The sequence below is a fragment of the Salinispirillum marinum genome (assembly GCF_042650105.1).
GTDB classification, from domain to species: Bacteria; Pseudomonadota; Gammaproteobacteria; order Pseudomonadales; family Natronospirillaceae; genus Salinispirillum; species Salinispirillum marinum.
This window is the reverse complement of record NZ_JBHSAL010000005.1, coordinates 280,319-305,324: the sequence shown is the minus strand read 5'-3', so window position 1 is coordinate 305,324 and position 25,006 is coordinate 280,319. Positions and strand designations below refer to the sequence as shown.

At 53.0% G+C, this 25,006-nt stretch carries 26 protein-coding genes; 12 read left to right on the top strand and 14 right to left on the bottom strand.

The window, feature by feature from the left end:
- Nucleotides 1-740: 740 nt before the first annotated feature.
- Genes ACFOSD_RS14930 through gluQRS form a run of 3 tightly spaced genes read right to left on the bottom strand, consistent with a single transcriptional unit; the run spans nt 741 to nt 6,030 of the window.
- The gene (locus ACFOSD_RS14930) at nt 741-2,153 is read right to left on the bottom strand and encodes a sigma-54-dependent transcriptional regulator (protein ID WP_380697975.1); all 1,413 of its coding nucleotides are present in this window, start codon (nt 2,151-2,153) and stop codon (nt 741-743) included.
- Nucleotides 2,153-5,116 carry an ATP-binding protein gene (locus ACFOSD_RS14925; protein WP_380697973.1) on the bottom strand — a complete coding sequence of 988 codons (2,964 nt, stop codon included), beginning with the start codon at nt 5,114-5,116 and terminating at the stop codon, nt 2,153-2,155. The genes ACFOSD_RS14930 and ACFOSD_RS14925 overlap by 1 nt, the downstream gene beginning before the upstream one ends.
- Complete coding sequence (gene gluQRS, locus ACFOSD_RS14920; protein WP_380697971.1) at nt 5,113-6,030, bottom strand: tRNA glutamyl-Q(34) synthetase GluQRS; 918 nt, start codon at nt 6,028-6,030, stop codon at nt 5,113-5,115. The genes ACFOSD_RS14925 and gluQRS overlap by 4 nt, the downstream gene beginning before the upstream one ends.
- 65 nt (nt 6,031-6,095) lie before the next feature.
- On the opposite strand from gluQRS, the gene ACFOSD_RS14915 reads away from it, so the two are divergent.
- The 4 genes from ACFOSD_RS14915 (at nt 6,096) to ACFOSD_RS14895 (ending at nt 9,851) form a co-directional block, all read left to right on the top strand.
- Complete coding sequence (locus tag ACFOSD_RS14915) at nt 6,096-7,262, top strand: aminotransferase class I/II-fold pyridoxal phosphate-dependent enzyme (protein WP_380697969.1); 1,167 nt, start codon at nt 6,096-6,098, stop codon at nt 7,260-7,262.
- Nucleotides 7,259-8,134 carry a D-hexose-6-phosphate mutarotase gene (locus ACFOSD_RS14910; protein ID WP_380697967.1) on the top strand — a complete coding sequence of 292 codons (876 nt, stop codon included), beginning with the start codon at nt 7,259-7,261 and terminating at the stop codon, nt 8,132-8,134. Before ACFOSD_RS14915 ends, ACFOSD_RS14910 begins: the two co-directional genes overlap by 4 nt.
- A gap of 363 nt (nt 8,135-8,497) precedes the next feature.
- Complete coding sequence (locus tag ACFOSD_RS14905) at nt 8,498-9,352, top strand: DUF6236 family protein (protein WP_380697965.1); 855 nt, start codon at nt 8,498-8,500, stop codon at nt 9,350-9,352.
- 328 nt (nt 9,353-9,680) lie between these two features.
- Nucleotides 9,681-9,851 carry a type II toxin-antitoxin system ParD family antitoxin gene (locus ACFOSD_RS14895; protein ID WP_380697963.1) on the top strand — a complete coding sequence of 57 codons (171 nt, stop codon included), beginning with the start codon at nt 9,681-9,683 and terminating at the stop codon, nt 9,849-9,851.
- Here ACFOSD_RS14895 and ACFOSD_RS14890 read toward each other — a convergent pair.
- Both ACFOSD_RS14890 and ACFOSD_RS14885 read right to left on the bottom strand, forming a co-directional pair.
- Nucleotides 9,844-10,158: a type II toxin-antitoxin system RelE/ParE family toxin gene (locus ACFOSD_RS14890; protein WP_380697961.1), complete on the bottom strand. Its 315-nt coding sequence runs from the start codon at nt 10,156-10,158 to the stop codon at nt 9,844-9,846. The genes ACFOSD_RS14895 and ACFOSD_RS14890 overlap by 8 nt on opposite strands.
- Nucleotides 10,159-10,171: 13 nt before the next feature.
- Entirely contained in the window at nt 10,172-10,414 is a 243-nt protein-coding gene (locus ACFOSD_RS14885; RefSeq protein ID WP_380697959.1) for a type II toxin-antitoxin system Phd/YefM family antitoxin, read from the bottom strand.
- A gap of 109 nt (nt 10,415-10,523) precedes the next feature.
- Here ACFOSD_RS14885 and nudK point away from each other — a divergent pair, with 109 nt between their 5' ends.
- The 7 genes from nudK to ACFOSD_RS14850 all read left to right on the top strand — a co-directional run bounded on the left by nudK (nt 10,524) and on the right by ACFOSD_RS14850 (nt 15,676).
- The gene (gene nudK, locus ACFOSD_RS14880) at nt 10,524-11,108 is read left to right on the top strand and encodes a GDP-mannose pyrophosphatase NudK (RefSeq protein ID WP_380697957.1); all 585 of its coding nucleotides are present in this window, start codon (nt 10,524-10,526) and stop codon (nt 11,106-11,108) included.
- Between the two features lie 48 nt (nt 11,109-11,156).
- Nucleotides 11,157-11,297, top strand: coding sequence for an RDD family protein (locus ACFOSD_RS14875; protein ID WP_380697955.1), 141 nt, complete (start codon nt 11,157-11,159; stop codon nt 11,295-11,297).
- Between the two features lie 53 nt (nt 11,298-11,350).
- Nucleotides 11,351-11,821 carry a hypothetical protein gene (locus ACFOSD_RS14870; protein WP_380697953.1) on the top strand — a complete coding sequence of 157 codons (471 nt, stop codon included), beginning with the start codon at nt 11,351-11,353 and terminating at the stop codon, nt 11,819-11,821.
- 31 nt (nt 11,822-11,852) lie between these two features.
- Nucleotides 11,853-12,314, top strand: coding sequence for an AAC(3)-I family aminoglycoside N-acetyltransferase (locus ACFOSD_RS14865; protein WP_380697951.1), 462 nt, complete (start codon nt 11,853-11,855; stop codon nt 12,312-12,314).
- A gap of 369 nt (nt 12,315-12,683) precedes the next feature.
- Complete coding sequence (locus ACFOSD_RS14860) at nt 12,684-14,321, top strand: methyl-accepting chemotaxis protein (RefSeq protein WP_380697949.1); 1,638 nt, start codon at nt 12,684-12,686, stop codon at nt 14,319-14,321.
- 90 nt (nt 14,322-14,411) lie between these two features.
- Entirely contained in the window at nt 14,412-15,032 is a 621-nt protein-coding gene (gene gmk, locus ACFOSD_RS14855) for a guanylate kinase (protein ID WP_380697947.1), read from the top strand.
- A gap of 14 nt (nt 15,033-15,046) precedes the next feature.
- Nucleotides 15,047-15,676, top strand: coding sequence for a fumarylacetoacetate hydrolase family protein (locus ACFOSD_RS14850; RefSeq protein ID WP_380697945.1), 630 nt, complete (start codon nt 15,047-15,049; stop codon nt 15,674-15,676).
- Nucleotides 15,677-15,707: 31 nt separating this feature from the next.
- On the opposite strand, the gene tatC is transcribed toward ACFOSD_RS14850, so the two are convergent.
- The 8 genes from tatC to ACFOSD_RS14810 form a co-directional block, all read right to left on the bottom strand.
- Nucleotides 15,708-16,490, bottom strand: a complete 783-nt coding sequence (gene tatC, locus ACFOSD_RS14845) for a twin-arginine translocase subunit TatC (RefSeq protein WP_380697943.1) — start codon at nt 16,488-16,490, stop codon at nt 15,708-15,710.
- A complete protein-coding gene (tatB, locus tag ACFOSD_RS14840; RefSeq protein ID WP_380697941.1) occupies nt 16,487-16,867 on the bottom strand; it encodes a Sec-independent protein translocase protein TatB in 381 nt (126 codons plus the stop codon). The genes tatC and tatB overlap by 4 nt, the downstream gene beginning before the upstream one ends.
- Nucleotides 16,868-16,873: 6 nt before the next feature.
- On the bottom strand, nt 16,874-17,119 hold the full coding sequence (gene tatA, locus ACFOSD_RS14835; protein ID WP_380697939.1) for a Sec-independent protein translocase subunit TatA: 246 nt from the start codon (nt 17,117-17,119) through the stop codon (nt 16,874-16,876).
- A gap of 83 nt (nt 17,120-17,202) precedes the next feature.
- Nucleotides 17,203-17,562, bottom strand: coding sequence for a phosphoribosyl-ATP diphosphatase (locus tag ACFOSD_RS14830; RefSeq protein ID WP_380697938.1), 360 nt, complete (start codon nt 17,560-17,562; stop codon nt 17,203-17,205).
- Nucleotides 17,563-17,596: 34 nt separating this feature from the next.
- On the bottom strand, nt 17,597-19,186 hold the full coding sequence (ubiB, locus tag ACFOSD_RS14825; protein ID WP_380697936.1) for a ubiquinone biosynthesis regulatory protein kinase UbiB: 1,590 nt from the start codon (nt 19,184-19,186) through the stop codon (nt 17,597-17,599).
- A 3-nt stretch (nt 19,187-19,189) separates the two neighbouring features.
- Nucleotides 19,190-19,804: a ubiquinone biosynthesis accessory factor UbiJ gene (locus tag ACFOSD_RS14820; RefSeq protein WP_380697934.1), complete on the bottom strand. Its 615-nt coding sequence runs from the start codon at nt 19,802-19,804 to the stop codon at nt 19,190-19,192.
- Nucleotides 19,801-20,550, bottom strand: coding sequence for a bifunctional demethylmenaquinone methyltransferase/2-methoxy-6-polyprenyl-1,4-benzoquinol methylase UbiE (gene ubiE, locus ACFOSD_RS14815; protein ID WP_380697932.1), 750 nt, complete (start codon nt 20,548-20,550; stop codon nt 19,801-19,803). The genes ACFOSD_RS14820 and ubiE overlap by 4 nt, the downstream gene beginning before the upstream one ends.
- Nucleotides 20,551-20,851: 301 nt before the next feature.
- Nucleotides 20,852-21,844, bottom strand: coding sequence for a Fe(3+) ABC transporter substrate-binding protein (locus ACFOSD_RS14810; RefSeq protein WP_380698078.1), 993 nt, complete (start codon nt 21,842-21,844; stop codon nt 20,852-20,854).
- Between the two features lie 233 nt (nt 21,845-22,077).
- Between ACFOSD_RS14810 and ACFOSD_RS14805 the strand changes: the two genes are divergently transcribed.
- Nucleotides 22,078-23,202 carry an ABC transporter ATP-binding protein gene (locus ACFOSD_RS14805; RefSeq protein ID WP_380697930.1) on the top strand — a complete coding sequence of 375 codons (1,125 nt, stop codon included), beginning with the start codon at nt 22,078-22,080 and terminating at the stop codon, nt 23,200-23,202.
- Between the two features lie 13 nt (nt 23,203-23,215).
- Here the strand turns inward: ACFOSD_RS14805 and ACFOSD_RS14800 are convergent, their stop codons facing one another.
- A complete protein-coding gene (locus ACFOSD_RS14800) occupies nt 23,216-24,883 on the bottom strand; it encodes an ABC transporter permease (RefSeq protein ID WP_380698077.1) in 1,668 nt (555 codons plus the stop codon).
- Nucleotides 24,884-25,006 lie beyond the last annotated feature (123 nt).

The following is a 25,006-nucleotide window of genomic DNA, read 5'->3' as shown; positions in this document are numbered from 1 at the left end:
CAAGCTGGCCCGAAGGCCAGCTTGCGCAGCAAGTTCACTGTCAACGCATCTTTTTCTTGTTGTTTTCTGCGTCTGGCAGAAACGGCACCTTCTTTTTATTTTTAGGCGGCACCGTAATGTCATGCGCTCGGTTGTTATTTTTGTTTTAGAGCTCGTCTTTCGCACGCTACTAGTAGCAGGCGGCGTGCCAATTTTAAAAAACCCTTTAAAAACAATGTGTTAAGAATTTTCGTATCTTTACGTGAACTTGAATGTGTGACTTTTGTTACCGTTTTACCCAGTCGTGTGTTTCGGTAGGTAACAATGTTTTCATGCAAATTCGGTGACGCCAGAACGGCATGTAATTCCCTGCGTTCCTGATTCTTTGCTCGGAGCAGAACAGTTATACAGTCGAGGTTGACTAGATCAAAGCGTCTGGGCAATCAGGAGGAACGCGCACTTTAAGGTCTGCCGAACAGGGGATAGAAAGTATTGAAAAGTCGGGGGGTAGAGGGCGAAAAGTGAAATTTCAGACAAGAAAAAAGGGCCCTTGTTTTTGTTCTTAGGTGGGCCCTGTCATTCTCTATGTTGTCCGTTTTTGTTTTTGTTGTCGGACTTGTTATTGTACAAGTGTAATAGCAGGGGGCGTGCCAGTTTTTAAAAAACCTTTAAAAACAATAACTTAATAAATTTACTCGGCACTGACTGCCTGTTTACAGAGGGTGTGTGTGGTGATCGGTAACAGGTTGTTGTTACCGCTGTTACCCTTTGCTACTTTTGCGGCGCGGGATGCCCAAGCGTTGGCGACGTTCCCATAAGTTTTTACGACTGATGCCCAGTTTTTGCGCCAGTTCAGTCTCGCTCATGTTTTCTTCATGCTCCAACACAAACTGCACGAAGTAGTCTTCTAAGGACGCATCCTCGGGGCTGGGCGATTCCAAGGGATCCTCGGGTGCGAGCAATGTTGGGTCGCTGTCGTTCTGAATGGGTGTTGGCATTACATGCTCGCGGGCGCGCTGGTCAATGTTCAATACAGCCGCTTCAATTTCCGGGCCTTCGCTCAGTATCAACGCGCGTTGCATGGCATTTTCGAGTTCTCGCACATTGCCGGGCCAATGGTATTCCCGAATGGCCTTGCGTGCGGCGGACGAGAAGGTCGGTTCGGCAAGCCCCATTTTCTCGGCGTATTGATGCAGCAGTACTTCGGCAATCATTAATATGTCATCACCACGCACGCGCAGCGGAGGAATTTTTAGCTCAATCACCTGCAGGCGGTAATATAAGTCTTCGCGAAACTGCCCGGCTTCTACCAGTTCTTTGAGATTGCGGTGGGTAGCGGCGATTAAGCGCACATCCACTTTGCGGGAATGCACCGTGCCCACGCGCCGCACTTCGCGCTCTTGAATCACCCGCAGCAGACGCGCTTGGGCTTCCATCGGCAATTCGCCAATTTCATCAAGGAACAATGACCCGCCATCGGCGGCTTCCACCAAGCCCTGCCGTGCTGATACGGCGCCCGTAAAGGCTCCGCGCTCATGCCCGAACAGTTCGGATTCAATCAGGCTTTCCGGAATCGCCGCGCAGTTTACGGAGATCATCGGTGCCTTAGCGCGCGCACTGTGGTCGTGAATGGCGCGTGCAGCCAATTCTTTACCGGTACCGGATTCGCCATGAATTAGAACAGTGACGGGTGTGGGGGCAATCTTCAGAATTTGTTTGTACAGCAATTGCATGGGTGCGCATTGCCCTACCATTTGGCCGAGGCGCAACTGACCATCAGTGCCGGGGTTTTCGCTGGAACCTTCGCTGCTGGTGGTGATCGCCCCTTGGCGATGTAATAGGATCCGCTTGACCGTTTGTACCATGTCGTCGTGGTCAAAGGGTTTGGCAATGTAGTCTTGCGCGCCCAGTTTCATAGCGTCTACCGCGGAGCGCATGCTCGCGTAGCTGGTCATGATCAATACGGGCACATTGGGGGCGCGCGTGATCATTTCCGTGCCTTCTGCACCGGGCAAGCGAAGATCGCTGATGATGAGATCGAACTGGTCCAGATCGTTCTGACAGGCTTCGTCTACCGAACCGGCTTCGGTAACCGTGAATTCGTTGCGCTCCAGTAAGCGGCGGAGGGCATTGCGGATGATCATTTCGTCTTCGACGACGAGTATGTTGGCCATTATTCTGCTGATTCCGTGTCGCTACTGTATCGGGGAAGGGTGATTATAACCCGCGTACCTCGGCCTTCCAGTCGGAACGCCGGGCTTTCAAATTCCAAGCTGCCAAAATGTTCTTCAATGATGTTGCTGGCTAAGGCTAAACCAAGTCCGGTGCCTTTGCCCACCTCTTTGGTGGTGAAGAAGGGTTCCAGAATGCGGTCTTTTACTGCATCGGGAATGCCGGTACCCCGGTCTACCACTTCAATATGAATACGGTGTGCGTCGGCCAGTGCGGCAATCAATATTTCATCGCGTGGTTTGGAAGCATCACGCGCGTTGGTAAGCAGGTTTATGAACACCTGCCCCAAGCGTTGCGGGTCACACAGTACAATCAACTCGGGTGGCACGGTATTGAGCAGCACAACGGGCTTTTTGTCTTTGCTTAATTGCAGAAGGTTTACCGCATCCTGCACGATTTCATGCAACGCATGCGGGCTATGGTCGCCCTGGCGTTTGGATTGCCCGGCATGGGCATAGCTGACCAGTGACTGTACGATGGTGGTCACCCGTTGCGTTTGTTCACGAATTTGCACCGCCACGTCTTGGACGTCTTTGTCTTGGCTGATGTATTTTAGCTCTTGTGCTAGCGAATCAATGCCGGTAATCGGGTTGCCGATTTCATGTGCCACCCCGGCGGAGAGGCTGCCGATGGCGGCCAGACGTTCGTTGTGAATGAGTTCGTCTTCCAGCAATTTGGTTTGTGTTTGGTCGTCCACCAGTACGACCACAGCCGCTGACTCCACGCTGGACTGTGCGCTGGCATGGGCATCCGGTGCGGAGCGATGCAGGCTTAACCAGCGGCGGCCTTCGTCGGTATCCAACGGCAAGGTGGCAGCATCGGTTTGTTGATCATTCACAAACTGAGAGAGCAATTCATGCCAAGCTGGGGGTAAGGCATTCAACCGGGTGCCCAGCACCTGTTCGGCCGTTAAGCCAACCAACTGCTCCATCACCCGGTTCCACAATAGAATTTCGCCATCGGCAGCGAGCGAAAATACACCAATGGGTAAGCGCATCAAGGTATCGCGGTGAAAGCGGCGTAACTGATCAAGCTCACGCGCCATACCGGTTAACTGGGTATGCAGACCTTCCAGCCGGTTTTCGACCAGGTAGAGGTCTTCAGTAGCGGGGTCGATTTCATTACTGTCTACCGCCAAATAGCGCTCTACCAGGGCTTGCGCCACACTAGGGCCCATCAAGCCAGAGAGGTTCACCTCCAGTCTGTCGCGCAAACGGCGTAAGGCGAATGGGCGATATTCGGCGGAGGTATAGCCTAATTCATTGAGGGCCCGATCCACCTCGCGCTCTGCCGTTACCTGCCCCAAGGGTCGAGCCAATTGCTGCACAAACTCGCGTGCGTTGTGCGCTCGCAGGGCCCGCCGACTGGGTGACAATGGGGCGTTCTGGCTACAGGCACTGGCTGCTGCCAGTTCACGGCGGGACGGTGGGTAACGAATAGACAACCCGACAAACAACGACAAATTAATCAGCAACGCCAACAACGACGAGGTAAACCATTCATCGCCCAGCACCGCAATGGTGGCAGGCAAGGGAAAGGGCAACAAACCGGGTGCCAACAACAGGGGTAAGCCCATCAACAGCAGCCAACTGCCCATACCGCCGATCAACCCGCCGACAAAGCCACGACGGCTTGCACCGGGCCAATACAACAAACCAATTAAGCCGGGAATAAATTGCAACGCGGAGGCAAAGGTCACCAGCCCCAATTGGGTCAGGCTTTGTTGGTCATGCAGCAGCAGCGCCACCAATACGCTGAGAGCTAATAGCGCGGCCACAATGCCACGGCGCATCCACAACAACCAACGGTAAATGTCGGCACTTTCGCGGCGTGGCGGAAAGTACGGCAGCACGCCATGGTTCACCCACATGGATGCCAAGGCCAGCGCTGTTACTACCGTGGTCGTCAGTGCGGCCGAGGCCACCGCCACAAAGAGCGCCAAGGTGAGCTCCGGGAACGACATGAAGGTCGGTATGCTCAGCACAAAAAGCTCGGCAGCGGTCGGGAAGTTCAGCCGAATGCCGCCCCAAAGAATGGGCAAAACCGGCAGCGCGAACAACGCCGCATACACTGGCAAGCCCCACTGCAACCAGCGCGGCTCGGAACGGTCGGGGTGTTCTCGCACCAGAATATGAAACATATGCGGGAAAACGATGGGCGCCAGCACAAACATGATGACCATAGTGAGGCCAGGGGCCAGTGCCAAACGCGGGTTATACCGCAGGTAACGCTCCGCCTCTTGCAGCTGCCAGTTCCACAAGTCAGCTGGTCCGGCGAACAACTGCCACACCACAAAACCGCCCAAGCCGAGCATCACCGCCAACTTCCAAGCACCGTCGAGCGCTAACACCATCACCAAACTGTGATGCCGCTGCGTGGGCGTGCGTTGGCGGTCGCTTAAGAGCATGGTCAGTATCACGGCGACGGCCCCGAACGCTGCCGCAATGTGCAGTACTGGCGTTCCCGGTAACAAAAACTGCACGCTGTCGCTCAAAATGCGAATTTGTAGCGCCAATAAGGGGAGTGCGGTGAGGGTGAGCGCCAAGGCGACCCAAGTTCCGGCGGAACGGGAACGAAAGCGGAAGGCCATCATATCGGCCAGTGAACCCAACTGATAACTCTGCGCAATGCGTAATACCGGGCGCACCAGCACCGGCGCCGCAACAAAGAGCAACACCACACCGACATATAGGGTCAGGAATCCGGCTTGAAACTGGTACGCCAAGGCAAGGCTGCCCATAAACGCCCAAGCGCTGAAATAAATGCTTAACGCCAAGGTATAAATGAGCGGGTTTTCCGACCAGCGACGCGTCAACCAGCCGCGATCGGACGCGATGGCGACCAACCCCAGCAAGGCCAGATAACCGGCCAAACAACCCAATAAAATGCCTAAACTGAAACTCATGGTGTCAGCGTCTCAGTCAGTGCGATACTGCATACAGTGGTCGGTTGCAACGACGGTACATGGTCGAGCCAATGGGCTATGCCCCAACGCAGTATTTCTTCCAAGGTAGCGTCGTTTAGGTGGGCAGGAGGCGCTATGCCCAAGACGTTTAAGGCTTGTAGCATTAAGGGTTTAGCGGCCGAAGGGTCCAGCGCGGGCGCATGATTTTGTTTGCTGAGTTTGCGCCCCTCGGCATCCACCATCAGCGGCAAATGCAAATAGCGCGGCGTCGGCAGGCCAAGACACTGTTGCAGATAGACTTGCCCGGCGGTGGTGTTCAATAAATCATTGCCGCGCACCACATCGGTAATGCCTTGTGCGCCATCATCCACCACGACCGCTAATTGATAGGCCCACAGACCATCTTTGCGGCGCAATATGGGGTCGCCGCCGGTTTCTTGCGGGGTATGACAAATTTGCCCTTGTACACGGTCGTGAAAACACAGCGGGGTATCCGGGGTGCGCAAGCGAATGGCGGAATGTTGCTCAGAAAGACGTTGCTGGCGGGCGCGACAGGTGCCCGGATACACCCCCTCATAAGGGCGCAGTTCTGCCCGTGTGCAGGTGCAGTAAAAGCAGTGCTCTGCCAGCGCTTCCAGTGCAGCCAAATAGGCTTCCGAGCGGCTGCTTTGCCAGACCACCGGGCCATCCCAATGCAGGCCGAAGGCTTCCAGCGTGCGTAAAATATCGTCGGCCGCACCCGGTTGTTCGCGTGGCGGGTCAATATCTTCCATGCGCACATACCATTGGCCATTGTGCGCTCGCGCATCCAAATAGCTGCCAAGCGCCGTTACGAGGGAACCAAAATGCAATGGCCCAGACGGGGAAGGCGCAAAGCGGCCAATGTAAACAGGGCGTGCAGGTGGGTTAGCCATGGCGAGAGAGTTTACCCGCTGGTAGGATGCGCATACAAGCGTCTGTGGTTGAGAGGAGTACCCGCATGCCCGCATTGGCACAACGAGAGCAACAGGTGGCCGCCTTTCAGGTCATGCACATACTGGGCACCGCCCATCGGCTGATGGCCGCAGGCCATGATGTGATTCACCTTGAAGTGGGCGAGCCAGACTTTCCGACGCCGCAGCGCGTGGTTGACGCCGGACAAGCCGCCTTAGCCGCCGGAAAAACCTTTTACACCCCGTCGACGGGCATTCCCGACCTACAACACGCATTGGCTGCCAGTTACCAACGCCGTTATGGCATTCAGGTCGCGCCAGAACGCTTTATTCTTACCCCCGGTGCATCGGGCGCGCTGCAAGTGGTACTGAGCCTAACGCTCGACCCTCAACAAACCTTGTTGCTCCCTGAGCCCGGTTACCCGTGCAACCGGCACATTGCGGCGCTGCTGAACATCCACACTCACTGCGCGCCCTTGCCGGTGGAGCAGGGCTTCACGCTGGATACCCCATGGCTGTCTGAACATTGGACAGAAGAAACCCGCGCTTTACTGGTTGCCAGCCCCGCCAACCCAACCGGTAAAGTGCTGCGCCGGGAAGAACTGCAAGCGCTTAACCTATGGTGCATGCAGCGCGATGCACACTTAATTGTGGATGAAATTTACCAAGGGCTGAACTACACCGGCGAGCGCTCGCATTCCATTCTGGAATTCACCGACGAGGCTTGGGTAATCAACAGCTTCTCCAAATACTATGGCATGACGGGTTGGCGCTTGGGCTGGTGCGTAGTGCCGGAACACGCCATAGATGCCGCCAACCGGCTGTGCCAAAACCTCTTCCTGGCCCCGCCGACGGTATCGCAATACGCCGCATTACGCGCTTTACAGCCGGATATGGACGAAGAATACGCCACCCGGGTCGCCGCCTTTGCGGAACGCCGCACCTGTTTGCAAGCCGGGCTAACCGAATTGGGCTTTACCTTACCCGTTGCCGGGCAGGGCGCGTTCTATTTGTATGCCGACATCTCGCACACGGGCTTGGATGCACTGACCTTCTGTGAACGCCTGCTGGCCGAGCATCATGTCGCCGTTACCCCCGGTGATGACTTTGGCGGCACCCACCCCAATCATTACGTGCGCTTCGCCTATACGTGTGAACCAGAACGCTTAAAAGAAGCCTTGGCGCGCATTGCGCAATTTGTGGAGGGTTTATGACCGACAGCGCTGCAACTCCGCCGCTACCGAACGGCATCACCTACGACACCAATGCTCATGGCCGTGTTATCTTGACCATTGAACACCCCAACGTCAGCGCGCGAATAGCCATGACTGGCGCGCATCTTGTGAGTTGCCGTCCCTCTGGCGAAGACGACCTGCTGTGGATGAGCCCGGTGGACGAACAGAAGCCCGGCACCGCCTTACGCGGCGGCATACCCATTTGCTGGCCGTGGTTTGGTAACGACCGGATGGGCGCGCCCGCGCACGGCGTGGCCCGCACTGCCGACTGGCAACTCGACAGCGTGACCGTGGAACACCAGCAAGTACGGGTGCAAATGTCTATCCCGCCGGAAACCCTAAATTCTTTGCTGCCCGAAGAACGCTGGGCCGTGAGCGTAGAATTTGTATTGGGCCGCAGTTTGGCCGTGCACCTCACCACGCGCAACATCGGCAACGAACCACAACTGCTGAGCCAAGCCCTGCACACTTATTTGCCGGTTAGCGACATCGCCAGCGCAGAAATACATGGCCTAACCAGCGTGCGCTACCTCGATAAACTGACCGACGAGGACCGCCCCGGCCAACCCGGCCCGCTTACGATCACTCAAGAAGTAGACCGCATTTACTACCAGTACGCTGGCCCCGTGCGCTTGAGCAGCGCCGGTAAGAAAGACCTCGCCATAACCCGCAATGGCTGCTCTGCCCTAGTGGTGTGGAACCCAGGCCCGGAAAAAAGCACGACCCTGAGCCAATTCCCGGCCAACGGCTATCAGCATATGGTGTGTTTGGAAGCTGCGAATGCCGGGCCGGATAAGCGCTTGTTAGCGCCGTGGGAAAGCCACACCATCAGCACCACCGTCGGGTATTGAGGGCTCTGGGTTGGCGTAACCTCGCCAACGTCCCGGCATGGACTCTCGGCGTATGCCTCCGGCGCTTCGCGGCAGGCCGGAAGGCGCGCCTTGAGGCATACCCCTGCGTCCATTGCCTGAACTTCGCACCACCTGACGATAATCAAACCTTTCAGCGTGCACATGCACGTTTTTCTGCTAAGCTGACGTAAATGTGATGCGTGTTTTTTTGGGGTATATCCTCAAAAAGCTTCTTAAAACAATGCGTTAGGGTTAGTTTCGTTAGGTTTGTACGCAAGATGGACCCATTTTTCAATTAAGCGATTATACGGCAGCTCAGCTGCGGCTATAACCGCTTAATAGTTATACAAGTGAAGAGGCATTATGGAACGCGGTATAATTATCACACCAAACTATAGGATGCTGGATGGTGGCGGTCTTCAGCTAGCGGGAGGTGTTGAAGCTGTAAATCTTCGCAAGTATCTTTTGTTTTGGGATAAGATCGATTATCCCGTAAATAATATGATTCATGTCGGCGGTGGCCCTGATATTGAATTTCTAATACAAGAGGGAATCGCCACATCTACCGAGGTCAGATTCCAAAGAATGGAAGCACATGAAAATGGGTTGTTATTTATCGCCTCGCAAATGGTTGCTTTTGAACAGAATAATAAAGTCAAAGATAAAGAGTGGAGTATTGCCCAGCCTACACAAAGGCTAATCGTTCCTCAAGAATACTCGAAAAGACAAGGTTGCCTTGAGTTTGAACTGTATGACGCTGTGCAAATTCCAGCTGCTGTTGTTCCTCTTCCAGAAGTTGTCGAGTTCAAAATGCGCAGGAATGCTGAATTACTAGCATTGCGTGACTCAATGGACTCAATAGTCGATCAAATAATGTCATCGCAAGATATCCCAAAAAGAAAAAACAAAGCACTCAACAAGCTGCATCGTGATTTGAATGACTTCAACAGGGTCATGAAAGAGACTAAATTCCAGCGTGTTAAGCGTTCACTCACATCTGTTGCAACAGACCCTTGGTTTGGAGTTGCAGGCGCTGGAGCGTTAATAAAAGACTACCTACCTGAAAATTATCAACCATATGTTCAAGGACTGAATGTTGCTGCTTTAGGTACTTGCGCTCTGAAATTTGCCTACCAAGAGCTATCAGTGGGTAAGTCTATACCAGATGAGTTTAGGCATTTCGCGTACTTGTCTGCTATGCGAAGTGAACTTTTATAACAAGAAGCCAAAGGGGTTAAAGTTATTGATTCTGCAATCTTAAGGGTCAGAGTCATTGATTCTGCATTTCCAGAAAATATAGCGAGGTTGTTCGCCGTTTAATATGCACAGTGAGCATATGAGCTGTTTGCCAAAGCCTCGCAACCACTCGTCAAAACCCTTCCATTTGTATCGGTTATCGACCGCTATGCGAGCGATGAGTCCACACGACATTGATGATGGGTGTTCCTTCTGCAACTCGTCGGGCAGTACTCGGAAGGTGCCGATGATTCAATACATTAAGGGTGTATGATATTTTCATACTTCTGCCGTATCAGGAGCGCCAGCTATGAGTATGCATCGCAAAACCATCACCTCGACTGATCAGCAGGCTAAAAATCGTCTTGCCGTTCTTAGGCAGGCGCTGGTTGAGGGTGAGTCAAGTGGAGAGTCTAAGCCGCTGGATATGTCTTCTATCAAAGCGGCGGGCCATAAAATGAGCAGTGCGAGGACTACCTAGTGTGCCATTGCGTTAAGTGTTTCTGCGGTAGCTGAGATTGCCCTAATACAGCGACAATCAGGATGAAGTCGGTCTCTTTGGTGTAGTAGGCCATATGTTTGCCGATCGGAAAGTAAAATCCGTTGTGGAAAACGTCATCACAACGTCTGCCCAAATCCGGGTTGTCAGCTAAAGTCTGAAAACCCAAAAGTAATGTGGCTTTATATTTATGCCATTGTGGCTCGCCGAAATTTTCGACGGTGTAACTTTTTATCTGAAGCAGGTGGGCTTGCGCTAATCGGCTGAGCTTGTACTGTTTGTTTTGCATGTTTGAGGAGCAATCAAAGAGCGTTTAGAAAAGTAGCACCATCAACCGTCGCACCACTGTCTAAGTCTTTTTTTGCGGATTCAAAATAGTGTTTGAGGTAGTCGAGCTTCATCGCCTCTAACTCTTCAAAGTCTTTCATGGACATGACAACAACCGCATTTTTGCTGTTTTTACTGATGATGACCGGCTCTCGTTGGGCGCTGAGAAGTAGCTCGCCAAAATTTCGTTTGGCGTCGTTTGCTGTTAATGTTTGCATGGCTGGAGCCCTCTCTCAAAGTCACGAAAAATTATAGTCTATGATGTAGGTCGGGCGAAATGATTAAATCGTGCGATTATCCGCCAACTCCTTAGCCAACAAGGAACCTATGACAGATAGAATCAGGCATTTAACAAAGACACTGCTGTCCGACAATTGGTACACCCTGAACAAGTATTCGTTTGAGTATTTGAATGCGTCCGGCGAGTGGGGCAAGCAGGAGCGTGAGGCGTACGACCGGGGTAATGGTGCAACGATTCTGCTGTATAACCCCCAAAAAGGCACCGTCATTCTGACCCGGCAATTTCGTTTGCCGACGTACGTCAACGGCAACCCCGATGGCTTAATGATCGAAGCCTGTGCCGGTTTACTGGATGAGGACGATCCGGAAGACTGCATAAGACGAGAAGCTGAAGAAGAGGTTGGCTACCGGGTCGATAACGTGCGTAAAATCTTTGAAGCCTATATGTCACCGGGGTCGGTGACCGAAATCGTTCACTTTTTTGTAGCGGAATATTCGGACAACATGAGGGTGTCTTCAGGTGGCGGCTTGGACCATGAGCAAGAAAACATTGAGGTGTTAGAGCTGAAATTTGATCAGGCCATGGCTATGGTGGCATCGGGCGAGATCAAAGACGGTAAAACCATCATGCTGCTACAGTATGCGCAGCTCCATGGTTTGTGTGAGCGCTGAATGCTTGATTTCATGCCTATGGCGGCATAATGTAAACCACGCGCCGGAATGGGCCGGCGTCAATATGTTAGGTATTTCGTCTCGACAATACCGTTGCTGCTTGGTTTTTTCTGGATGCTCTGGGATGCGAAAAATCAAACATGGCACGACAAACTGGCGGGCACCGTAGTGGTTCATACAGGTTCTTAACAGGATGAGCGCCTCTATCTTGGAGGTGTTCTTAAGCATAAACGGAAGAAAACATGGAAACCAAACAGATCACTGCTATAGCTATACGGGTATTGGCGCTTTGGCTGCTTGTGCACCTAGTGCTCAGTGGCTCGACTCTTTTTGTTCTCTTCTCGACGGTTAGTAGGCTAGAACAGCACGAGCTTTACCCATGGGTCAGCATTGGGTTTTTAGCGCTCGGGCTTTTGGCTGTTGTGCTGTTATGGCGGCTTTCGGGTAAAGTACTACAGAGTATTGAAGAAGACAGTCAAAAACGCCTACCACAGGGTACGCAAGCCTTCATTATTCAGCTTCTCGGTATTTATCTTTTAGTTACCGCCCTTGTTCAGTTATCTCGGCAAGTGTTTATGATGCCTCATAATGTGGCTGAGTTTCTTCAGTATGTCTTACCTATAGTGGGTAACGGTATGCAAGGCCTAATCGCACTGGCACTGGTGGCTAAAGCAAATGCATGGCAGCGCTTGTTAGTAAGGCTGCGTGGGTAATAGTAACAACATTTCAGGTTAGGAGTTCGCCATGCCCATCAACATTCAACAACTCACTCCCGCCGATCTCGATGGCATGGCGAAACTGGTCACCTTGTTTGGTGAAGTCTTTGACGACTTTGAAACCTACACCGGACATCCACCCGATGCCGCCTACCTGACAAACTTGCTGGCCAGCGATACCTTCATCGCCTTGGTGGCTTGGCAGGGGGATGACGTGGTCGGTGGCTTGGCGGCCTACGAACTGCGCAAATTTGAACAACAGCGTAGTGAGATCTACATATACGACTTGGCGGTCAGTGCATCGTGTCGTCGACAAGGCATCGCAACCGGCCTTATTCAAGAGCTGCAGCGACTAGGCGCTGCACGCGGCGCCTATGTCATCTTTGTGCAAGCCGACACCGACGAAGATGACCAACCCGCGATTAACCTGTATACCAAGCTCGGCACTCGTGAAGACGTTCTGCATTTTGATATCCCGGTTGCGCGATGAAGGACGTTTATTCGCGGCAGGAGGAGCAGGGGCGCCAATCTTTACTCAAAGTTCAACGGCCTCTTGGGTGACTTGATCTCAACCATGCGGTTTTAGCTCATGTTCCGGTACGGGATCCACCTTGCGGCCAACACGCTTTGCCACACCGCAAGTCAGTAGGATTCTGTGTTTGCACCTGTCGTGGCCAACTGGGAATATGCGTTGGAAACTATCTACTCAATTGCCTTCTTTCCCATTGTTTTTGAACCCCGTTTCATTGATAGTACATGCCGATGACTTTGCTGTTCATGCTGGGTGTTTTGTGAGCGATCATCACGGCCCTAAGCGGTAAGTCTGCCCTTATTCTTCACACAATAGCGAGAAGATGATATGCGTGTATCCTTATCAATTGCCCAGCGGTTAGCGTTGGGATTTGGTGTAATTTTGCTGCTCTTGGTGGTTGGCACCGTCGTCGGCATCCAGCAAGTAAGCGTGATTGACCGCACCCTAACCGAGGTTAATGAGGGCGCAACGCTGAAGCAGCGATACGCCATCAACTTTCGTGGCAGTGTGCACGACCGTGCCATCTCCATTCGTGATGCGGTTTTAGCAACCGATAATCAAACGTTAAACCGCCATATCGAAGAGATTCGTACCCTCGAACAGTTTTATGCGGAATCGGCTCGGCCAATGGACCAGTTGTTTACGACCGTTGGTGCGACTAATGAAGAACGTCAATTACTGAACCGTATTAAAGAAATTGAACGCACCACACTAGCCTCTACCGCAGAATTGTTGCGCGTGCGGCAGGGTGGCGATACGGCAGCGGCGGCGCAATTGTTGTCGCGTCAGGTGGCGGGTAACTACACCGAATGGTTGGCACGCATTAATGCCTTTATTGATTACCAAGAAACCTTTATCCGCGAAGACATTGATAGCGTGCAGACACGTGCGTCGGGCTTTGGATTTTTGATGATTGTGTTAACCGCCGTATCTTTGGTGGTGGGTCTTTTGGTATCAAGCCGCATCATTTATTACATGCGTAAAACCTTGGGTGGCGAGCCGGAAGACGTGGCTTCGGCCATTCGTCGGTTGTCGGAAGGTGAACTGAACATCTCCATCAGTTCAAAATACCCCGACAGCGTTATGGGTTCTATGCGGGTAATGGTTGAGCGGTTGAGCGGCATCATTCAGGAAGTACGGTCGGCGGCCGATGATTTGACCGAATCGTCGAACCAATTACGCAGCACGGCGGCCGACAACAATCGTCAGATTCAAGTGCAGTCCAGTGAGGCCGAGCAAATGGCAACGGCCATCAATGAAATGGCAGCATCGGTGGGTCAAGTAGCCAGCCATGCAACCAGTGCCGCGACCGCCACGCAGAAAGCCGACCGCGAAGTGAACAACGGCAATACGAAAGTGCAGGCGACCACCAAGTCCATTCTGCACTTGGCAGAAACCTTAGAGAAAGCGGCGAAAACCGTTGAAGCGGTATCGGCCGACAGCGGCAACATCGAAAAGATCACCGAAGTCATCAACGCCATTGCCGAGCAAACCAACTTGCTGGCCTTGAACGCGGCCATTGAAGCAGCGCGTGCCGGTGAGCATGGCCGTGGTTTTGCGGTGGTGGCCGACGAGGTTCGATCACTGGCCACGCGCACGCAAGAGTCTACACGTGAAATCAGTACCATGATCGTTAAGTTACAAGAAGGTTCTGGTCAAGCGGCCAGCATCATGCAGGCCAGCCGTGAACTTGCACAACAAACGGTAGAGCAGACCCGCGATGCGGAAGGCGCCTTGGCGAGTATTCGCAATGAGGTCACGGCCATTAATGATATGAACCTGCAAATTGCTGCAGCGTCAGAAGAGCAAAGCCGGGTGGCGGAAGAGGTTAATGAAAACATCAACCGGATTCATGATTCCACCATGGCCAGTTCGGCGGGTGCGAATCAGGTCGCGGCGTCCAGTGACGTTTTGGCCGATTTGGCCGATCAGTTAACCAAGAAAGTGAGCTTCTTCCGTATTTAGTTATGGCAGGCTCCTGATGGGCTATAATCAACCACATTGTACGGCAGCCTGCGGGCTGTCGTTTTATTGGTGATGAGGAATAAAAAGACTATGGCGAAAGGCACCCTTTATATTGTTTCCGCCCCGTCGGGTGCAGGTAAAAGCAGCTTGGTGAATGCGTTGATCAAGCGCTTGAGCTACGTGTTTTTATCCATTTCTCATACCACGCGACCGATGCGTCCGGGTGAAGAACAAGGTGAACATTACCACTTTGTCTCGGTGGATGATTTTCAAGCCATGGTCGGGCAGGGGGATTTCCTTGAGCATGCGCAGGTGTTTGATAACTATTACGGTACGTCCAAGTCGTATGTTGAACGTGAGTTGGACAAAGGCCACGATGTGATTCTGGAAATCGATTGGCAGGGGGCGCGGCAAGTTCGCCGTTTGATGCCAGAAGCGCAGGGCATTTTTATTCTTCCGCCATCGCTACACAGCTTGCAAGAGCGGTTGGAAAAGCGTGCCCAAGATTCCGCTGTTGTTATTGCCCGGCGCATGCGCGATGCGATCAGTGAAATGTCGCACTACAGCGAGTACGATTTCTTGATCATCAATGATGATTTCTATAAAGCCTTGGATGATTTTTGTTCCGTGTTCATCGCTCAGCGTATGCGTACGCCCATGCAGGTGCGCATGCAGGAAGGTCTTATCCAGGGCTTGTTAACCCAACCCTAGCGAAGGTATTTATCATGGCAGTTGTATCGCCCCGTCCCGGAAAAGTTGTTTGTGTTGGTCGTAGCTATGCGGCCCATGCTGCGGAATTGAACAATCCGGTGCCAGAAGAGCCCTTATTGTTTATTAAACCCGGTAGCTGTGTGCAAGGGCTGGACGGTATGAGTATTCCAACAGACCGGGGCGACGTGCATTATGAAGCGGAATTGGCCTTGTGGTTAGCGGCGCCGTTAACCAAAGCCTCGGCTGAAGACGCTTGGGCTGCCGTAGGTGGGATTGGTTTGGCGATGGATCTCACGCTGCGTGATAAACAAACGGAACTGAAAAAGAAAGGCTGGCCATGGGAAGTGGCGAAGTCGTTCGATGGCGCCTGTGCTCTTGGTCCGCAACAGGCGGTGCCAGCGGATTTACCCATGCAATTTACGCTCGATATCAATGGCAACACGGTGCAAGCCGGTGATACGGCCATGATGCTATTCGCTTTGCCAGGCTTGCTCAGTGAAATGTCACAGCACTTTACACTTGAAGTCGGTGATGTGGTGTTAACAGGCACTCCGGCGGGTGTGGGTGTGCTGAAGGTTGGCGACCGCTTGGCGTTTATGTTAAACGGTCAGCCCTATCTGGAAACTACAGTCACACAAGCATAAACCATAAAACATCGGGGATGGCTTGATGATATCAAGCCGACTCGTTGTTCGTGGCGGTATCCTCTGCATGTTCTTTTGTATCGGCTTTCGGGTTGGCTTTTACAAAGCGGCCCATCAGTAGGCCTAGCTCAAAAAGAAGCCACATCGGCAACGCCAGAATGGTTTGCGAGAAGATGTCTGGCGGGGTCAGCAACATACCGACCACAAAACACCCCAAGAAAATATAGGGACGCTTTTTACTCAAGGACTCTACGGTCGAGATTCCGGTAATGATCACCAGTACGGTGGCGATGGGAATTTCAAAGGCGACACCAAACGCAAAAAACATCTTCAAACTGAAATCCAGAATGGCGGCAATGTCGGGCGTGATGTTGATATCCACCGGGCCTGCGCCGGTAAAAAACGCAAACACCAAAGGCATGACCACGTAGTAGGTGAAGGCTACGCCCAAGTAGAAAAGCACAACGCTGGAAATGAACAAAGGCACCATCAAGCGCCGTTCGTGCAAATAAAGCGCCGGGGCAATAAAGGCCCATACTTGGTAAAGCGTGAATGGCATGGTCGCCATTACAGCGGTTACAAAGGCGAGCTTAAAAGGCACTAAAAACGGCGAGGCCACCCCGGTTGCGATGATCATCCCGGCGTTTTCTTCCAGCAGGACGCGCAATGGGGCCGACAAAAACATGTAGAGTTCGTTCGAAAACGCATACAACACACCAAACACCACCAAAACCAATAACACGGCACGAATGAGTCGGGTGCGTAGTTCTTTCAAGTGCTCAATCAGTGGCACGGCTTGATCGTGATCACTCATTGGGCATTTTCTCGATTCGGTTCTTGGGTAGTTTGAGCGTCCGCATTAGGGGCCGAGCTTGCGGGCTGAGGTGGTACGATCTCATTGACGGTTGGGTCGTTATCGGCGGGCTCGCGTTTTACGGCTGTTGCACCACCTGAGGTTGTACCATCATTATTAATGAACGTTTGGCCTTTGGTGTCGTCCATGATTTTTTTATTCAACTCTTCCAGCCGGACTTCCTGTTCAATTTGACGCTGAAAATTGCCTACCATGCGTTTGGCTTGGCCAACGTAACGCCCGACCGTACGGGCTGCCGATGGCAGCCGCTCAGGGCCTAAGACAATTAAGGCAATGCCAGCAATGACGGCTAATTCAAGAAAGCCCACGTCGAACATGATGGTTTAGACGTCCTGTTTTTCTTTGCTGTTCTCTTTGCTTTCCGCGAATTGGGCGTCAGCGGTTTTGTTGTCCAGCGCTTGGTCGGCTTTTTTGGCGTCTTCTTTCTCATCATCGTTCATGGCTTGTTTAAAACCTTTTACCGCGCCACCAATATCTTTGCCCATCCCGGTAAGCTTCTTGGTGCCGAAAATGAGTACCACAATCACTAAAACAATGATCAATTGTACGGGGCTGATACCACCAAACATAGGTTATCTCCTGCTCATTACAGACGGCGGTCAGATGCCTGGCCAGCCAAAGTTAAAGGGGTGTTGCTGTACCGTAAGCCGTTTTAGCCATTGTCGGTACGTTCTGCACGTTGCGCTTTTTCGGTCAAACCGGATAAGCCAAACCGGCGATCCAATTCCTGTAAAACCGCTTGCACCGGCACTTCGCAGTGCGCCAGCATCACCAGCGTATGGAACCATAAATCCGCCGTTTCTGCGACCAATTCCTGCGGGTGATCGGGCGTCAGGTCTTTTGCCGCCAGTATGGTTTCGGTGGCTTCTTCGCCCACCTTTTCCAGTATTTTGTTTAGCCCTTTGTCATACAGTTGAGCGACGTATGAACTGCTGGGGTCGGCCGTTTTACGGGCCTGTAGCACCGCTTCCAACGCCAATAAGGTGTCGTTTGTGGCTGCGCTATTCGGCATTATACGCTCCTGTTTCTGATTCGCATCGGTAATGTTACGGACGCCGTAAGCTGGTAATTCCAGCCACTAAGGCAATGCCGATGCCGACATACATTAAAGTGTGTTGCGCTACCTGATCGCCATACACGGCCAGACCCACGCCCGCCAGCGCCAGAATCAATGCAGACATACTGCGATTCGAAGCCGACTCCACCCGCACCTGAGGGGCCGGTGGTGCCTTAGCGAGCTGTTTTACCATTTGTTGCAGGTAGTAGGGAAATTCAGGCGCTTGCTCCAACAAAAAAGGCAGTTGCTGGCGTAAGGTGTTAAAGGTGCGCTTGAACCCAATGCGTTCCTTTAGCCATTTCTCCATGTAGGGCTTGGCGGTTTGCCATAAATCCAACTCTGGGTAGAGTTGGCGCCCTAAACCTTCAATATTCAGCAGCGTTTTTTGCAACAGCACCAACTGCGGCTGCACTTCCATGTCAAAGCGCCGGGCAACTTGAAATAGGCGAATCAGCAGCAGGCCAAAGGAAATTTCTTTCAGCGGGCGAGCAAAGATGGGTTCACAGACCGCCCGAATGGCTTGTTCAAACTGATGGATAGGCGTGGTAGCGGGCACCCAGCCAGACTCCACATGCAAGCGCGCCACTTGGTGATAATCCCGGTTGAAAAACGCCAACAGGTTCATGGCAAGGTAGTGTTGATCCTCTTCTGCCATGGTGCCCACAATACCGCAGTCGATGCCGATGTAGCGCGGCTTCTTGGGGTCCGTAAGGTCTACAAACACATTGCCGGGGTGCATGTCGGCATGAAAGAAAGAATCGCGGAACACCTGGGTGAAGAAAATTTCTACGCCGCGTTCCGCCAGCATTTTCATGTCGGTTCCTGCCGCTTTCAAGGCATCAATTTCGTCGATCGACGTACCATAGATACGTTCCATGACCAAAACATGACGGTGGCAATAATCCCAGTAGATTTCTGGCACATACAGCAGGTCGGAGTCGGTAAAGTTGTCGCGCAGTTGGGTGGCGTTGGCGGCTTCGCGCACCAGATCAAGCTCGTCGAGCAGCGTCTGTTCAAAGTCATGCACTACTTCTACAGGACGCAAACGCCGGGCTTCTGGTACGCGCGCAAGTAACTTGGCGAGTGCTCTCATCCAGGCGAGGTCTTTGCGAATCACTTTCTGGATGTGTGGTCGAATCACCTTTACCACGGCGGCCCGACCATCGTGCATGGTCGCGGCATGAACCTGTGCAATCGACGCCGAGGCCAAAGGCTCCACCGAAAAATCAGCGAAGAGTTCGGTGATGGGCTTTTGCAACGATGCTTCAATCACGGCGATCGCTTGAGTACCGGGAAACGAAGGCACTTTGTCTTGCAGGCGGGCCAGTTCATCGGCGTACTCCGGCGGATAGAGGTCGCGCCGGGTGGATAAAATCTGTCCGAATTTAATGAACACCGGCCCTAAGGCTTCAAAAAACAAGCGTAGACGCATCGGGCCGGGTGTTTTTGGCGTGGGCAGAAACCACGCGCCAATGGCGAGCCAACGCAGCCACAGGGGCAATGCAGCCCAGGGGATCAGGGTGTCGAGACGATAACGCAGAATCAACCAGCCAATGCGCCAAATTCGGAGCCAGTACATGAGTTAGCCTTGCTCCTTTCGTTGCCGTAATCGTGCGCTTAGGCGATCGATGTCAAGCCGTAGTTTATGAATGGCGCGACCATGTTCAGCCGCTTCTGTGCGCGTGACTAACCAACCTTTCTCGCGCAGCAAGTACCGCTCGGTGGCGGCACTAACGCTCGTCGTGGTTTGTTGTACCTGCGACCAAACGCCGCGGCCAATGATACCCAGTTGATGGGCAGCGAGGTCACCCACCTGATCTTCAAGGCAGGCTTCGTAGTCGAAGTCCAATTGACTCACCAGGCTTTGCAATTGCATAAAACTGCTGGTGCTGCCCTCTACTCGAATGGGCAAGCTGGCCAAGGCGGCGGTTTTGTCGTCAGCACGCAGGAGTGCAACGAAGTCCTTTGATTGGCCGCGAATGTCGGCATCGGGTACGCGATCATCGGGCAAGTCAATCAGTAGAACGTTGCTTTCAGCACGCACATCCAAGTCCAGTTTTAGGTCGCTGATGTGGATGCGCCAGCAGGTCGGGGGCAGCGTGGAAAGGCGTGCGCGTGCCGCCGGGGCATAAGCCAGTGCTTTGGCTAGGGCTCGGTTAAGCACGGGCAGAAAGGCGGCCATGGCCTGCTCGGTCATGCTTTGTTCCCAACATGCAAGGCGACGATGCCACCGGTCATGTTGTGGTATTTCACGGTCGCAAAGCCGGCAGTCAGCATCATGCTTTTCAAGGTTTCTTGATCGGGGTGCATGCGGATGGATTCGGCAAGATACTGATAGCTGTCGGCATCGTTGGCGACCAATTTGCCCATTAAGGGTAGGGCGCGAAAGGAATAGAGGTCGTACGCTTTGGACAGCAATGTTGATTGCGGTTTGGAAAATTCCAGCACCAGTAGCTTACCACCTGGCTTGAGGATGCGTTGCATGGACGCGAGTGCGGCATCTTTGTCAGTGACGTTACGTAAACCAAAGGCGATGGTGATAACGTCGAAATGGTTGTCGGGGAACGGTAGGCATTCAGCATTGGCTTGCACGTATTTCACCCGATGACCCAGACCACGGTCGATCAATTTGTCGCGGCCAACACGCAGCATGGATTCATTGATGTCGGCGAGTACAACTTCGCCTTCAGGCCCTACGCGTTGGGCGAATTTGGCTGCTAAATCTCCAGTACCACCGGCAATGTCCAGCACTTTGGCGCCAGTACGAACGCCGCTGAGTTCAATGGTAAACAGTTTCCAGACGCGATGAATGCCGAACGACATGAGGTCATTCATGACGTCATAGCGGGCTGCGACGGAATGAAACACGTCGGCCACCTTCTTCACTTTCTCGTCTTTATTGACCGTTTGAAAGCCAAAGTGGGTGGTGTCGTGTTCAGCCATGAGAGGTTTTCCAAGGTGGCAAATTTGAGGTGCACGCATTGTACCCGTGCGAGGGGCTATCCCTCAAGTTATGCGATGCGCTCAAATTCGAGCTGCCTCAACCATACTGAACCGAGTTATGGCGACTGGGTGCGATAAGTGCAGAAAAGCCGGTAATGAAACGGTCAGACGCCACAAGTACGTCCTAGTAGGCTCCACGGCGTTATCCATGACGCCGAAGGCTGACCTTATTCACCACCGGCTGTTCTGCATCACCAGCCCTTTAATGGCCAGTTGTTCTAAATAGCTGGATCAGATCGGGCTACCGCCAGCCTGAACGATCAGCCACACGCACAGATTCGGGATTGTTAACCCCCAGTGCAGTGATGTTGATCTCGTCAATTTTGAAGTTGCCCCAAGACTCAAGCACAGGGTCTTTAAACACGCCGGGCACGACGGGGAACTCGTTGTTGCCAACGGCAAACATCTCTTGTGCTTCGTCAGACGCTAAGAATTCCAAAAATTTAACGGCTTCCTCTCGGTTAGGGGAGGTCGTCACTAGACCGGCACCACCAACGTTCGCATGTGTGCCATAGCTGTCCTGGTTGGGGAAGATAATCCCTACTTTGCGAGCAGCTTCACGTTGCGCAGGATTGTCGGACTTTAACAAGCGCACGTAGTAGTAATGGTTTGCTAGGGCTACGTCACACTCACCTGCTGCAACCGCTAAAATTTGGTCAGTATCGCCACCTTGCGGATCGCGTGCTAAATTGGCCGCGATACCTTCCGCCCACTCTTGAGTTTCTTCCACACCGCGCCGCTCAATCATGCTGGATAACAAGGATTGGTTGTAAATGTTGCTGGATGTTCTGACGCAAATGTCACCGGGGAAGTCTGCCGAAGCGAGATCTTCGTAGCGCTGTGCTTGACTTGGATCGAAGTTTTCACGGTTGTAGTAGATGACTCGAACACGTTGGCTGAAGCCAAACCACAGGCCGTCCGGGTGACGCATGCTGTCAGGCAAGCGGCTGTTCAACACGTCAGATTCAACACTCTGAAAAACACCTTCTTGCTCTGCCCGCCATAAGCGTCCAGCGTCAATGGTCATCAAAATATCCGCTGGGCTGGCAATACCTTCGCGCTTGATGCGTTGAATCAACTGGTCAGAATCCCCTTCAATGATGTTGACCTTGATGCCCGTCTGCTCGGTGAATGCGTTATAAAGCGCTAAGTCAGAGTCATAGTGACGCGCAGAATAAATATTTACTTCTTGGGCGCTGACTGTACTGACCGCCATAGATGTGGCAATACCCATGGCTAATGTGCAGATCAAACGGTTGGCCATATAAAGCTCCTAGTTTTTGCTGAGGTTAATGTTGGTTATAAATAAAAATGATTCGTATTTAGATGCAGATTACATAGAAAAACTTCTGGGCTGTCAATGGCTCCACGATCCTTTTTGCAATTGATTCGCAAAAGCAGAGGCATTCTTAATTGAAAATCGTTATTCTTGCGGCCATTCAGTTATCGTCAGTAGTGGAGTGACCTGTGAGCAGTGCCGAGCGTGTGGAAACAGCGGTTGACGTTCAGGGTTCAGTCAGTCCGGCTGGGCCTAAAGCGATTCTATCTTTGGAACAGGTGAGCTGCCATTTCGAGCAGGTTAAGGCCGTAACTGAGGTGGATTTGTCCTTACACGCGGGTGAAGTGGTTTGTCTGCTCGGGCCTTCCGGGTGCGGTAAAACCACGTTGTTGCGCGTTGCTGCCGGGTTGCAGCCGGTGACGGACGGTCAGGTTCGTTTGAACGATCAGGTGGTTTCAGACGGCCACGGAATGCTTGTTCCGCCGGAAAAACGCAGTGTCGGTCTGGCGTTTCAAGAATCCGCTTTGTTTCCGCATTTGACGGTGCTCGATAATGTCATGTTTGGCTTGAAGCATTTGAAAGGCCCCGCTCGTCAAGCTAGGGCGCTGGACTTGTTGAAACAATTTGGCATGGCCGAATTTTCCCGTGCGTATCCGCATACGCTGTCGGGTGGGCAACAACAGCGCGTGGCGCTGGCTCGGGCCTTGGCGCCGTCGCCGAAGATCATGTTATTGGATGAGCCCTTTTCCAGTTTGGATGCGCGGCTCAGAGATCAAATCCGCGACGATACGTTGCACGTGTTGAAGCACATCGACACCGCTACCTTGCTGGTCACACACGACCCGGAAGAAGCCATGTTTATGGCAGACCGCATTGCGTTGATGCGGCATGGGCATATCGTGCAAATGGGCAGCCCGACCGACTTATACTGCCACCCGATTGATCCGTTTGTGGTGACCTTTTTTGGCCCTGTGAATGAATACCTAGGTCAGGTACAGGAGAAAACCATTTCAACCCCGGTAGGTTATCTCGATGCGGGGCATTTTTCGCACGGCGATGCGGTGCGGGTGATGATTCGACCGGAAGCGGTGCAAGTGAGGCTGGTATCGCAATCGACCGCAGCGCACCAAACCAGTCATGTGATCATGTCGCGCTTACTTGGCGCGACCAGTCTGGTTCACCTGTGCGCACACGGGCCAGATGGTCAGGAAATGCACTTGCACGCTAAAGTGCCGGGGGTGTTTTTACCAAAAGAAGGCCAGGCGGTAGAGTTATCACTCGACCCGCGGCAGGTGTTCGTCTTCCCGCGTTAATCGGTTCAGGATGCTAGGACGCGCTGCCCGGCCGTCCTTTGCGCATGGCATGGCTCAATAAAATCACCGGCAATATACCCACCACAACAATGGACAATGAAGCCGTGGCGGACTCTGCCAGTCGTTCGTCTGAAGCTAGGCTGTAGGCTCGAACTGCCAAGGTATCAAAATTGAACGGCCGTAAAATAATGGTGGCGGGCAGTTCTTTCATCACATCCACGAACACTAAAATACCGGCGGCAAGCAAGCTGCTGCGCATAATGGGCGTATGCACTTTGCGCAAAGTACCGCTGGCCGTTTGGCCTAAGGTGCGTGCGGCGGCGTCCATCGACGGTGTGACTTTGCCCAAGCTCGCCTCTACCGTATTGAACGACACCGCCAAGAAGCGCACGGTGTAGGCATACAGCAGCACAAACGCCGAGCCACTGAAAATCAATCCGACAATGATGCCGTATTGTTCGCGGGTAAACAGGTTTATGCGCTGATCAAGCCAAGTCAGCGGAATCATAATACCCACTGCGATCACTGACCCCGGAATCGCATAACCCATGGCGGCCACGCGGGTGGCACTGCGCACTAAGGCTCCGGGGTTCAGTCGCGCGCCGTAACTGAGTAGTACGGCGAAGGCTACCGCCAATAAGGCGGCGGCACTCGCCAGCACCAAGCTGTTGCGTGCAAATTCATAAAACCGTGTGCCCAATAGCGCATCGCCGGTGGTCACCGCCATATTCAGCAGTAAACCGGCTGGGACGATAAAACCAATGAGAATGGGCAGTGCGCAGGCCAGCACGGCAAGCCACTTTTTACCGCCACGCAAAACGAATTCCGGTAGGGGTTGATAGCGTGCTTGGGTAAAGTAACGCCGTTGCCCGCGTGAACTGCGCTCCAACAGCACCACGAGAATAACAAACACCAACAAGCAGGCTGCTAGCTGTGCCGCCGCGGCTTGCTCACCCAAGCCAAACCACGTGCGATAAATGCCGGTGGTGAAGGTGTCTACACCAAAAAATTGCACGGCACCGAATTCGTTTAGGGTTTCCATTAACACCAAGGATACCCCGCCAATCACACTGGGGCGGGCCAAGGGTAAAGCAATTCGGCCAAATACCTGCCATGGCCCCAAGCCTAGGGTTCGGCCCACGTCTAGAACGCCGACCGACTGCTCCATAAAGGCCGCGCGGGCGAGTAAATAAACATAAGGGTACAGTACCAAGCTGATCAGGATAGACGCGCCACCCAGCGAACGTACATTGGGGAAGAAGTAATCGCCCCGTTGCCAGCCAAGCCACTCCCGCAAGGCGGATTGCAATGGCCCGGCGTATTGCAAAAAGTCTGTGTAAGCGTAGGCGATAACATAAGTCGGTACGGCTAAGGGCAATAACAATGCCCATTCAAAAATACGGCGGCCGGGAAAACGGCACATCACCACCAGCCATGCAGTAGCCGTGCCAATGATGGCGGTGGTCAGCGCCACGTTGACGGCGAGAATAACGGTATTGGAAATGTAACGGCTCAGTACCGTGCTGAACAAATGTTGCCACACTTCGCCGGCCGGGATGACGATGTGCGCCAGAATAATGAGTACCGGCAGTGCCACCAGAAACGCCACCACCAGCGTACCCAGTGTCCATGGATCTGGCCATTTAAAACGACGTGACAATGGGCGATGTTCGGTGGGCATGGTGACAGACAACGGTAACTCCTGCACAGGCGGACGCATGGTTTTTGGGTGGCACAGTATACTGTATGTCGTTCACTCTGTGGCGTGTTTTGTTGCTCGTCGCTGTATGAGAAACCTTGGGGC